Raw genomic sequence first — 11185 nt, forward strand, 5'->3', positions numbered from 1 at the left:
GATCAACCCCCCAGGGCCGCCAGATGGCCGACCTTGCCGTCGATGACCTGCGCGTACACGGCCTCCGTGCGCTCGGCCACACGGGCCCAGCCGTATCTCTCACGGGCCCTGCGCGCCCCCGCCGCGCCCAGTTCCGCCCGCCTGCCCGGGTCGCCGAGCACCTCGCGCAGCACCCGGGACAGGGCGCGCGGGCGGCGCGGCGGCACGAGCACGCCCGCGCCCGCGACCGTGTCCAGGTGCCCGCCGACCGCCGAGGCCACGACGGGGACGCCGCACGCCATCGCCTCCACCGGCACCATGCCGAACGGCTCGTACCACGGCACGGTCACCACGACGTCGGCGGAGCGCATCAGCGCCGGCACGTGACTGCGCGGCACGCTGCCGATCACGTGCACGCGGCACTCCAGTCCGTACGCAGCGGCCAGCTCCCGCAGCCGGCCCGCTTCGGCGTCGTCCTCGCCGCCGCCGGCGATCACCAGCTCGGCGCCCGGCACCCCCCGCAGTGCCCTGACGACCGTGTCGACGCCCTTGCGCGGCACCATCCTGCCGATGCTCAGCACCAGGCCGCCCTCGGTGCGCGGCGCGACCGGCCCCTCGGGGCAGAACGCGGTGAGGTCCACCCCGCACGGCACGATCGCGACCCGCTGCTCGGGCACGCCCATCGCGCGTAGCTCGTGCACCTCGTCGGTGCAGGTCGCCAGCACGGCGTCGGCCCGCCTGGCGATCTCGCGCTCGGTGGCGATCCGGTGCGCCGGGCTGGTGTCCGCCTCGCCCTGCCAGCGCCGCTTGACGGTGCCGAGCGCGTGGAACGTCTGGACCACCGGCACGCCGACGCCCGCCCGCTGGACGGCTCGCAGGGCCGCCTGGCCGCTCATCCAGAAGTGCGCGTGCACGATGTCCGGCGCGCGAACCGCCCAGCGGCCGGCCAGCCGCTCGGTGAACTCCGCCATGTACGGGGGAAGCTCGTCCTTGGGAACCGGCGCCGCCGGGCCGGCCGGGACGTACTCGACCGTGACACCGGGCGCCATGCTCACCGAGGCGGGCTGCGAGCCGCAGGTGCGCCGGGTGTGGACGGTCACCGTGTGCCCGCGCTGCGCCAGCGCCACGGCCAGCGCGGCGACGTACACGTTCTGGCCTCCCGCGTCGACGCCGCCGACCGCGGCCAGCGGGTCCGCGTGCTCGGAGATGAGATCCACCTTCACTGCGTCAGCTCCCTCACTGCCTTCACCACCTGCTCGCCGGTCACCTGGGACAGGCATGGGTGCCCGGGGACCGGGCAGGCGCGTGCCCTGCTGCCCCTGCAGGGAGCCTGCTGGTCGCCGAGCAACACCGTGGGCACGCCGTACGGGGCCCACCGGGCCGCGGGGACGACGGGGGCGAACAGGCTCACGACAGGAGTGCCGACGGCCGCGGCCAGGTGCGCGGGGCCGGTGTTGCCGGCCACGAGCACGCCGGCGTGCTCGATCACGGCGGCCAGTTCGGCGAGCGTGGTCCTCCCGCCCAGGTCGATGGCGACGTCGCCGGCCACGTGGGCGGTGAGATCACGTTCTGTGCCGGTCACGACGACCTGGTGCCCGTCCTCGGCCAGCTCCCGCACCGCCTGCCGGTGCAGGCCGGCGGGCCAGGTGCGGGCGGGGGCCGAGGTCCCGGGATGGACCACGACGTACGTGCGCCTGTCAGCCCCGGACGAGTTCCCCAACAAGCCCGAAATATCCGGCAATGGCCGTTGAACAGCGAGTCTCCCGTCATCGCCCGCCGGCAGCACGAACCCGGCCGCCGCGGCGACGGTCAGCATGCGCTCCGCCTCCGGCACGTCGAGGCTCTCGTCCACCACGTGCCTGACGTCCAGCAGCGAGCCGGGATAGTCGTTGCTGATGGCGGTGATCCTTCGTACGCCCGCCAGCCTCAGCAGCAGCGCCAGCGGCAGCGCCGACTGGTGGAACGACGTCAGCACCACCGCCTCGTCCACGCCGCGCAACCTGCCGACGAGAGCGGCGACGTCGTTCCTGCTGACGGGCGGCGGCGTGTGATCGATCCATGGAGCGTGCCACTCGATCACCCTGTCCACGCCGGGCAGCAGCTCGGCGGCGGCCCTGCCGTTCGGGCCCGCCAGGAAGACCACCTCGGCGGCCAGCGCCCGCACGGCCCTGACGGCGGGCCCGGCCAGCAGCACGTCACCGGCGTCGTCCAGGCGTGCCACGAGCACCCGCCCGCGCCCCGCGCCGCCCGCCACCGGCCGATCCTGCTCGGCCGTGTCGTGCTCAGTCGTGTCGAACGCGGATCCGTCGTGCCCGGCCCTGTCCCGCTCCGCGCGCCGGCCTGTCCCCGTGCGATCTCCCGCACGTCTCCCCGCGCGCCGGCCGCCGCCGGACCTGCCGGGCCTGCCGGGGTGGGCGGGCGCGCGGGCAGGCGCGCCCGGCGTCCGGCACGGGTGCGGGCCGCACCCCTCGGTTTCCGCCCAGCGAGCGGTCATCGCCGCGCCCTCCATTCCCCTCGCAGCCGGTGCGCGCAGGCGACCGGCGGGATCACCACGCTCGTGACGACCATCCGCAGCACCTCGGCCGGGGTACGCGGCCCCGGCGCGATCCGGCGCCACGCGAACTCCGCGGTCAGCGCACCCCAGGCGAGCGCCGCCGCCCCCGCCGCCTGCGCCGCCCACCGGGGCCGGGCCCCGCCAGGCGCTTCGCGCAGGGCGGACGCCCCCAGCGCCGTCGCCGCGAGCGCTGCCGTCGTGGTGGCGGCGTGCAGGCGCAGCCGGCCGGGGCCGCCGCCGATGGCCGCGCGCCATCCCGGCCCGTGCAGGCGCCGCATGAGCGCGTCGTCGGCGTTGCCCCGCTGGAAACGCACGCTCGCCCAGAACCCGTCGTCGCGCACCGGATGGGTCGTCAGCCGCCGCCCGCGCACCAGCCGGTGTCCCGCCCGCCTCACCCGCAGCGCGAGGTCGGCGTCCTCCCGGTAGGCCCGGGGGAAGCGTTCGTCGAACCCGCCGGCCGACTCCAGCACCGGACGCCGGTAGGCCATGTCGGCGGTCACCCACAGCGCGCCGGACAGCCCGCCGGTGTGCCGCTCGCCGTCGGTGGGCCGGCGCGAGGACGGCAGCGGCACCTCGATGCGCCCCTGGCTGCCGGCCACGTCGTCGGGCAGGTCCACGAGGTCCTTCCAGACCGCCTCCGCCCATCCGGGCGCGGGGATCACGTCGTCGTCGAGGAACACCACCCACGGTGTCTCCGCGGCCCGCCACCCCACGTTGCGCGCCGCGGCGGGCCCCCGTCCGAACGAGCGGACGACCCGTACGCGGCCGGGCAGCGACGCAAGGACACCGCCCGCGGCCTCCGTCCTGTCGTCGACCACGATCACCGGCATGGCGGAGCCCACGGCGGCCAGCGTGTCCAGGAGCGTGGCCCGTCCGATGGTGGGGATCACCACGGTGATCACGAGGCGAACACCTCCCCGCGCCGTACCAGGTACGGCCCGAGCGCGAGCACGTCCACAGGCGACGACCCGAAACACTCCAGCGCGTCCCTGGGATCGTCGACCATGGGCCGCCCCGCCGTGTTCAGGCTCGTGTTGACCACCACGGGCAGCCCCGTACGCGCCTCGAACTCGCTCAGCACCCGCGCCATCAGCGGGTCGGCGCCCGGCGAGACCGTCTGGATGCGCGCCGTCCCGTCCACGTGCACGACCGCGGGGATGCGCGGCGCCCAGTCGGGGCGCACGTCGTGCACGAACAACATGTACGGCGAGGGCACCGGCCCCCGCCCGAAGATCTGCGCCGCCCGCGACTCCAGCACCATCGGCGCGATCGGCCTGAACTGCTCGCGCCCCTTGACGTCGTTCAGCCGCTCGGTGTTGCGGGCGTGACCCGGGTGGGCCAGCAGGGAGCGGTGGCCGAGTGCGCGCGGCCCGTACTCGGAGCGTCCCTGGAACCAGGCCACGATCCGGTCGGCGGCAAGCTCGGCCGCCACCGCGGCGGCCAGGTCGCGGGGCCGGGTGTAGGGCACGCGCGCCACGTCCAGCCAGGCGCCCAGCTCCTCGTCGGTGAAGCCGCGCCCGAGGGCCGTGCCGGTCATGGGCGCGGCCGGCTCGCCGTACGCGTGCGCCAGGTGCAGCGCGCCGCCCAGCGCGGTGCCGGAGTCGCCCGCCGCCGGCTGGACCCAGATCTCCTCGAACGGCCCCTCGTCGAGCAGCCGGGTGTTGGCCACGCAGTTCAGCGCGACTCCGCCGGCCAGCGCCAGCCGCCGTTCGCCGGTCCGCTCGTGCAGCCAGCGCGCCAGCTCCAGCACCACCTCCTCCAGGCGGGCCTGCACGCTGGCGGCCAGGTCGGCGTGGTCGGAGGTCCAGGGCGCGCCCTTGCGCAGGGCCTTGGCGTAGCCGCCCCAGTCGACCGGCTCGACGCGGAACCCGCCGTCCCCGGTCGTGTAGATCACCTCGCGCAGCGCGTCCAGGTGGCGGGGGGTGCCGTAGGAGGCCATCGCCATGACCTTGTACTCGTCGCTGGAGCGCAGGAACCCGAGGTGCTGCGTGACGTCCTCGTACATGAGGCCGAGCGAGTGCGGCAGCTCCTGCGTGGCCAGCACCTCCAGCTCGCCGTCGCGGTAGCGGCCGGCCAGGTGGGAGACGTTCTCGCCGCGCCCGTCGCACACCAGCACCGCGCAGTCCCGCCCTGGAGTCGTCCACCGCGAGGCCAGCCCCGCGGAGGCGGCGTGCGCCACGTGGTGCGGCACGTAGCTGACCTGGCCGGGGTCCAGGCCGGGCAGCGCGGTGGACAGGAACGCCGGCGCCCGTACGGCGTACCTCGTGCGCAGGTCCTCCCAGTCGCCCTCCGGCTTCTGGACGACGAGGGAGGGATCGTAGGAGTAGGCGACCGCGTCGATGTCCTCGGGGGACAGACCCGCCTCCCGCAGGCACCACGCGGCGGCCAGCTCGGGCAGCTCCCAAGCCGAGAACGCCAGCGGCCGCTTGCCGTGCTTGCGGCGGCTGAAGCGCTCCTCCTCCGCGGCGGCGACGATCTCGCCGTCGACCACGAGCGCGGCTGCCGGGTCGTGGAAGATCGCGTTGATGCCGAGAAACTTCATGGCCCCTCCCGAGAGATGTCGAGAACCGCTACCGACAGAAGCGGCTCTCAAACATTTGGCAACGGGGAGAGGTGCGGAAACGGGCCGCACCGCCGGGGGATTGTCACGCTAAGTAGTTGTTTGTCGGTGGAGGGGCCGGGTAGCTGCGGGACACGCGACGGAGGTGAATGGTGTTCGAAAAGCGACGTCCCGGCGCCGTGCTGTTCGATCGGGACGGAACCTTGATCAGGGACGTTCCGTACAACGGCGATCCACGTCTCGTCGAGCCCATGCCGGGCGCGACCGAGGCGCTCGGCCGGCTACGGCGCGCGGACGTCCCGGTGGCCGTGGTCACCAACCAGTCCGGAGTGGCCAAGGGGCTGGTCACGCCCGACGAGATGGACCAGGTGAACGCCAGGGTGGAGGAACTGCTCGGCCCGTTCGACGCCTGGGCGATCTGCGTGCACGACGACGGCGACGGCTGCACCTGCCGCAAACCCGCGCCCGGGCTCGTGATCAGGGCCGCCGCCGTGCTCGACGTCAGCCCGCGCGACTGCGTGGTGGTCGGCGACATCGGCAGGGACATGGCCGCGGCCAGGGCGGCGGGAGCCCGGGGCATCCTCGTCCCCACCATGGTGACGCGGCCCGAGGAGATCGACGAGGCCCCCGAGGTCGCCGACGACCTGACGGACGTCGTCGAACGGGTGCTCAACGACGTCAGAGAGGCGCCCGTGCCGGCCGCGGCCGCGCCCTGGGCCAGGGCGATGGGCTGGAGCCGCTGGTGAGGATCCTCCTCTGGCACGTGCACGGCTCATGGACCAGCGCCTTCATCCGGGGCGCACACGACTACGTCCTCCCGCTCGTCCCCGGCCGCGGCCCCGACGGCCGGGGCCGCGCCGCCACTTTCGACTGGCCGGCCGCCGCCCGCGAGGTGCCGTACGACCGGCTGCGCGACGAACCCGTGGACGTCGTCGTCTACCAGCGCCCGCACGAGATCGACCTGGCACGGGAGTGGCTCGGCCGTGACGTGCCCGGCGTCTACGTCGAGCACAACACCCCCGCGGGCGACGTGCCCCGCACCCGCCACCACCTCGCCGGCCAGAGCGGCATCACGCTCGTGCACGTCACCCACTTCAACGAGCTGTACTGGGACAACGGCCGGGCGCGCACGCGCGTCATCGAGCACGGCGTCCCCGACCCCGGCCACCTCTACACGGGCGAGCTGCCCCGGGCGGGCGTCGTGGTCAACGAACCGGTACGCCGCGCCAGGGTCGCCGGCACCGACCTGCTGCCCCGCTTCGCCGAGCGGGTGCCCCTCGACGTGTTCGGCATGAAGGTGGACGGCCTGCCGTACGGCACCTACGAGGACCTGCCGCAGCACGTCATGCACGGCGAGCTGGCCAGGCGCCGCGTGTACCTGCATCCCTACCGGTGGACCTCGCTCGGGCTCGCCCTCATCGAGGCCATGACGCTCGGCATGCCCGTCGTCGCGCTGGCCGCCACCGAGGCGATCGAGGCCGTGCCGCCCGAGACCGGCGTCCTGTCGACCAAGGTGCACGTGCTCGCCGCCGCGCTGCACGATTTTGTGGCCGATCCGGGACGCGCAGGCCAGGCCGGAAAGGCCGCCAGAACCGTGGCTCTGGCGCGGTACGGGCTCGACCGGTTCCTCGCCGACTGGGACCGGCTGCTCGAAGAGGTATGACGGCCAGACGTCTGGGTAGGCGCGGCCCATGATGATGCTCGACTGGACACGCAGGGCCGCCTGCCTCGACCTGGACCCCGAGCTGTTCTTCCCGATCTCCCAGGAAGGTCCCAGCCAGTCACAGGTCCAACGGGCCAAGAACGTCTGCGGGGGATGCCCCGTACAGCAGGCGTGCCTCGACTACGCGCTCAGCACCAGGCAGGCGTACGGCGTCTGGGGCGGCACCGACCCGGAACAGCGGCGAGAGCTCAGAACGGTCGCCGCCTCCCGGCTCAGCTCGCCGGCAGCGCCTCGGCGAGAAACCGTGCCCGCTCGCTCTCTTCGAGATGGTCGCTGAACAGCACGCCGTCGAGATGGTCGACCTCGTGCTGCAGCACCCTCGCCAGGATGCCCAGCGCCCGCACCGTCAGCGGCTTGCCGAACATGTCACGGCCACGCGCCGTGACCATGTAGGAACGTTCCAGCGGCCACCACACTCCGGGCGCCGACAGGCACGCCTCGTCGGCCTTGACGCGCCGCTCTGACACCTCCAGGCGCGGGTTCACCAGGTGGCCGGCCTTGCCGTCGTACGCGTAGACCACCACCCGCACCGGCTCTCCCACCTGCGGCGCCGCCAGGCCGGCCCGGCCGGCTCCCGCCCGCATCGTGGCCGTCAGCGACTTCACCAGCCGCCGCAGCTCCCGGTCGAAGTCGTGCACGGGCGCCGCCACCGAGCGCAGCAGCGGATCGTCGAACGTGCGAATAGGCCGGACCGTCACCAGCACTCCCCGATAGCCGTCGTCATGAAGGACGCTTCCCTCGGCGGCGCCGCGCCAACCGTGAAGGTTCGGGCCTTGTAGCACAGCGGTAACAGAGGAGACCCAGGGGCGAAACCACCCGGAAGCAGTATCTGAGGGTGATCTCACTTGCGTCACTCACGCCTGTGATGCCTGGCCGGGGGCTCGGGGCCCGGCCGGGCGCAGGACCACTCACCGGGCCGGGCGTTCCTGTGCACCCGGAGGTGTCCGCATGAACGAGCGTTCGTCCCCCGAGACGGAGCCGGACGCGCTGGCGGGCTTCACCGTCGGCGTGACCGCGACCAGGCGGCGGGAGGAGTTCGGGGCGCTGCTGGAGCGGCGCGGCGCGCGCGTCGTCAGCGCCCCCGCCATCCGGCTGGTCCCGCTGGCCGAGGACTCCGACCTGCTCGCCGCGACCCGCCACAGCTTGGGCGGGCCGCTCGACGACGTGGTGGTGACCACCGGCGTCGGCTTCCGCGGCTGGATGGCCGCCGCCGAGGGCTGGGGGCTCTCCGCCGACCTGAGCGAGCACCTGTCCAGGGCGCGCCTGCTGACGCGCGGGCCCAAGGCCAGGGGAGCGGTGCGTGCGGCCGGGCTCAACGACCACTGGACGCCCGCCACCGAGTCGTGCGAGGAGATCAAGCAGTACCTGCTGGCGCAGGACCTGCGGGGGCGGCGCATCGCGGTGCAGCAGCACGGCGAGCCGCTCAGCGACTTCGTGGCCGACCTGCGCGCGGCGGGGGCCGAGGTGATCGAGATCCCGGTCTACCGGTGGCTGCCGTACCGTGACGTCTCACCGCTGCGCCGCCTCGTCAGCCAGACGATCTCCGGCTCGGTGGACGCCGTCGCCTTCACCAGCGCGCCCGCCGTGCACGCCATGCTCGGCATGGCTCGCACCGAGGGGCTGGAGGACGCGTTGCTGGCCGCCTTCGGCGGACCCGTGGTGGCCGCCTGCGTGGGGCCCGTGACCGCGGGCCCGCTGGCCGCGCGCGGCGTGCCCACACTGCAGCCCGATCGTTCCCGGCTCGGCGCGCTGGCCCGCGTCCTGGCCAGGCACCTGCCGGAGCACGGCGTCACCAGGCTCGAGACGGGCGACCACCGGCTGGAGATCCGCGGCCACGCCGTGGTCGTGGACGGTGAGCTGCGGCCGCTGCCGCCGGCTCCGATGGCGGTGCTCAAACGTCTGGCCGACAAACCGGGGCACGTCGTGTCGCGCGCCGACCTCCGTACCGTGCTGCCGGGCAGCGTGGCGCGCGAATCGGCCGAACATGCGGTGGAGATGGCCATCACCCGGCTGCGCCGCGCACTCGGGCCGAGCGGCATCGTGGAGACGGTGGTCAAGCGCGGCTACCGGCTCGCCTGCCGCTACGAGGCAAACCTGTGACGCCCGCACTCATACTGGCCGCGCACGGCACGCGCAGCGCCGCGGGGCAGCGGACCCTGGCGGCGCTGGCGCAGACGGTCAGGAGGGCGCGTCCCGGACGGCGGGTCGCGCTGAGCCATCTCGAGATCAGCGCGCCGCTGCTGGCCGAGGTGCTCCCCGCCGTTCCCGGTCCCGTCGTCGTCGTGCCGCTCCTGCTGGCCGGCGGTTACCACGTCCACATCGACCTGCCCGCGGTGATCGCGCGGAGCCGTGCCGACGCGGTGGTGGCCGGCTGGCTGGGGCCGCACCGGCTGCTCACCTCGGCGCTCGTCCGCAAGCTGGCGCGGGCCGGGCTGCGCGCGGACGACGCCGTGGTGCTCGGTGCGGCGGGTTCCTCCGACGCGGCGGCGCTCGCCGACGTGCGCGCCGCCGCCCACCGGCTCGCCGTACGCCTCGCGCGCCCGGTCACCGCCGCCTTCGCCTCCTCCGGCGCTCCCTCTCTGGAGGAGGCGGTGGACCGGCTGGGCGCCGCCGCGGGGGTGGCGATCGCGTCGTACGTGCTCGCGCCCGGTTTCTTCCACGACCGGCTGACGGCGGCGGGGGCGGGGGCGGTGAGCGAACCGCTGGGAGCCGACCCGGACGTGGCGGCGCTGGTCTGGCGCCGTTACGACGAGGCGCTCGGCTCCCGCCGCGCGCCGGCAGGGCACTCCGTGACCGCCGCACCGGCCCTTCGCCACGCGACCCGCCGAGGCGCGCGTTCCGTACGGTGACCCGTCGGCGGGCGGCGTTTCGGGGTTTCCGGCGTGGACGGGTTCGAGGCGCAGCTCGCGCACGATCTCCCTGGCGCTGTCGTCGAGGCTCGGCCCGGCCTCCCGTCCCACGAACATCTCGATGTAGGCCCGGTGGAAGCAGCCGGCGACCAGCAGCCGCGCGCTGGCATGAGGGTCGGCGTCGGCCCGCACCCGGCCCAGCCGCTGCTCGGCGGCCAGATAGGCGGCGAGCGGCGTCGTCTCCGTGCGCGGCCCGAGCCCGGCGCCTCGCAGCGCCTCGCGGAAGCGGACCGTCACGTCAGGGGAGGTGAAGGCGGGCAGCGCCGCGCTCTGGACCTCCATGTAGTAGTCGATGCCCGCTCGCGCCACCGGAACAACGCCATGGCATGCCTATCGGTGCGCGGTCGGTTGATCAGGCATTACAGTGCGGTGTCGATGTTGACGGGAAGGGGCGACAGCCGGAGTTCCAGCTTGGTGCAATCAAGCGAGGCACCGATTATCACCCGAAACCGCGAATAATGCCGGGATTTGCGCTCCGAGGTCAGCTGTCGGTGTCGCGGTCCCTGCGCCGCAGGTAACGCTCGAACTCCGCGGCGATCGCGTCGCCGCTGGCCTCGGGCAACTCCGCGGCGTCCTTGCGCTCCTCCAGCTCCTTGACGTATTCGGCCACCTCGCTGTCCTGCGCGGCCAGCTCGTCGACGCCGCGCTCCCACGCACGGGCCTCCTCGTCGAGGTCGCCCAGCGGCAGGGGGATCTCCAGCACGTCTTCCAGCCGGCGCAGCAGCGCGACCGTGGCCTTCGGGTTGGGCGGCTGGGCGACGTAGTGGGGCACCGACGCCCACAGCGACACCGCGTCCATGCCGGCCCGGCCGAACTCGTGCTGCAGCACCCCCACGATGCCCGTCGGGCCCTCGTAACGGCTCAGCTCCAGGTTGGTCGAACGCGCCAGCGCCTCGTCCGTCGCGCCGCCGAGAATGGGCACGGGCCGGGTGTGCGGTGAGTCGTTGAGCAGCGCACCCAGCATCACGGCGAGCTCCACGCCGAGCTCGCGGCAGACTCCGATGATGTCGGCGCAGAACGAGCGCCAGCGCATGTTGGGCTCGATGCCGCGCAACAGCACGACGTCGCGCTCGACGCCCGGCGGGCGGGCGCGCAGCAGCCGCGTCGTCGGCCACACGATCGACTGCGCCAGCCCGTCGTTCATCTCCACGACCGGCCGGGTCACCTGGAAGTCGTAATAGTCGTCAGGGTCGAGCGCGACCAGCGTCTCGGCCTTCCATGCGGACTCGAGATGGGCGACCACGCCGCTGGAGGCCTCGCCCGCGTCGTTCCACCCTTCGAACGCGGCTATCAGCACCGGGTCGACGAGTTCGGGGAGCCCTTCGAGCTCTGTCACGTGTCGCCCCCTCTCTCCATCATCCCGCTAAGCCTATGCGGTTCGGGGGCGCCAGCGTCACCGATCTCCTTTGCGCCTCCTCCGGCCGGCGCCCCGGCCCTCCTCCGACGTCCCTCCTGGCGCC

At 74.0% G+C, this 11185-nt stretch carries 11 protein-coding genes; 5 read left to right on the plus strand and 6 right to left on the minus strand.

Translation table 11 applies throughout. The annotated features are described in order from the left end of the window. Positions 1-2: 2 nt before the first annotated feature. From E1267_RS25335 to E1267_RS25350, 4 genes are read right to left on the minus strand one after another with little or no spacing between them, the layout of a single operon-like run. Positions 3-1202: a glycosyltransferase gene (locus E1267_RS25335; protein ID WP_132335646.1), complete on the minus strand. Its 1200-nt coding sequence runs from the start codon at positions 1200-1202 to the stop codon at positions 3-5. Next, a complete protein-coding gene (locus E1267_RS25340) occupies positions 1199-2473 on the minus strand; it encodes a glycosyltransferase family 9 protein (RefSeq protein WP_342774879.1) in 1275 nt (424 codons plus the stop codon). Before E1267_RS25340 ends, E1267_RS25335 begins: the two co-directional genes overlap by 4 nt. Further along, positions 2470-3435 carry a glycosyltransferase family 2 protein gene (locus tag E1267_RS25345; protein ID WP_132335648.1) on the minus strand — a complete coding sequence of 322 codons (966 nt, stop codon included), beginning with the start codon at positions 3433-3435 and terminating at the stop codon, positions 2470-2472. The genes E1267_RS25340 and E1267_RS25345 overlap by 4 nt, the downstream gene beginning before the upstream one ends. Next, positions 3432-5075 carry a carbamoyltransferase family protein gene (locus E1267_RS25350; RefSeq protein ID WP_132335650.1) on the minus strand — a complete coding sequence of 548 codons (1644 nt, stop codon included), beginning with the start codon at positions 5073-5075 and terminating at the stop codon, positions 3432-3434. The genes E1267_RS25345 and E1267_RS25350 overlap by 4 nt, the downstream gene beginning before the upstream one ends. Before the next feature lie 167 nt (positions 5076-5242). Between E1267_RS25350 and E1267_RS25355 the strand changes: the two genes are divergently transcribed. From E1267_RS25355 to E1267_RS25365, 3 genes are read left to right on the plus strand one after another with little or no spacing between them, the layout of a single operon-like run. Continuing rightward, positions 5243-5839, plus strand: a complete 597-nt coding sequence (locus E1267_RS25355; RefSeq protein WP_246064246.1) for a D-glycero-alpha-D-manno-heptose-1,7-bisphosphate 7-phosphatase — start codon at positions 5243-5245, stop codon at positions 5837-5839. Next, on the plus strand, positions 5836-6756 hold the full coding sequence (locus E1267_RS25360; protein WP_132335652.1) for a glycosyltransferase: 921 nt from the start codon (positions 5836-5838) through the stop codon (positions 6754-6756). Before E1267_RS25355 ends, E1267_RS25360 begins: the two co-directional genes overlap by 4 nt. 34 nt (positions 6757-6790) lie before the next feature. Then, positions 6791-7093 carry a WhiB family transcriptional regulator gene (locus tag E1267_RS25365; protein ID WP_132335669.1) on the plus strand — a complete coding sequence of 101 codons (303 nt, stop codon included), beginning with the start codon at positions 6791-6793 and terminating at the stop codon, positions 7091-7093. On the opposite strand, the gene E1267_RS25370 is transcribed toward E1267_RS25365, so the two are convergent. Then, entirely contained in the window at positions 7029-7514 is a 486-nt protein-coding gene (locus tag E1267_RS25370; RefSeq protein WP_132335654.1) for a peptide deformylase, read from the minus strand. The genes E1267_RS25365 and E1267_RS25370 overlap by 65 nt on opposite strands. 250 nt (positions 7515-7764) lie before the next feature. Here E1267_RS25370 and E1267_RS25375 point away from each other — a divergent pair, with 250 nt between their 5' ends. Beyond that, positions 7765-8916 (plus strand): uroporphyrinogen-III synthase, encoded by a 1152-nt coding sequence (locus tag E1267_RS25375; protein WP_132335656.1) that lies wholly within the window; start codon positions 7765-7767, stop codon positions 8914-8916. Further along, positions 8913-9665 carry a sirohydrochlorin chelatase gene (locus E1267_RS25380; protein WP_246064247.1) on the plus strand — a complete coding sequence of 251 codons (753 nt, stop codon included), beginning with the start codon at positions 8913-8915 and terminating at the stop codon, positions 9663-9665. The genes E1267_RS25375 and E1267_RS25380 overlap by 4 nt, the downstream gene beginning before the upstream one ends. Before the next feature lie 541 nt (positions 9666-10206). Here E1267_RS25380 and E1267_RS25385 read toward each other — a convergent pair. Further along, on the minus strand, positions 10207-11061 hold the full coding sequence (locus tag E1267_RS25385; protein WP_132335660.1) for a PAC2 family protein: 855 nt from the start codon (positions 11059-11061) through the stop codon (positions 10207-10209). Between the last annotated feature and the right edge of the window lie 124 nt (positions 11062-11185).

This window comes from Nonomuraea longispora (assembly GCF_004348345.1).
Taxonomy (GTDB): domain Bacteria; phylum Actinomycetota; class Actinomycetes; order Streptosporangiales; family Streptosporangiaceae; genus Nonomuraea; species Nonomuraea longispora.

Coding starts and splice junctions, on each gene's coding strand:
- E1267_RS25340 (WP_342774879.1), bottom strand. CDS start 2,473: ATGACCGCTCGCTGGGCGGAAACCGAGGGGTGCGGCCCGCACCCGTGC.
- E1267_RS25350 (WP_132335650.1), bottom strand. CDS start 5,075: ATGAAGTTTCTCGGCATCAACGCGATCTTCCACGACCCGGCAGCCGCG.
- E1267_RS25355 (WP_246064246.1), top strand. CDS start 5,243: ATGGTGTTCGAAAAGCGACGTCCCGGCGCCGTGCTGTTCGATCGGGAC.
- E1267_RS25365 (WP_132335669.1), top strand. CDS start 6,791: ATGCTCGACTGGACACGCAGGGCCGCCTGCCTCGACCTGGACCCCGAG.
- E1267_RS25375 (WP_132335656.1), top strand. CDS start 7,765: ATGAACGAGCGTTCGTCCCCCGAGACGGAGCCGGACGCGCTGGCGGGC.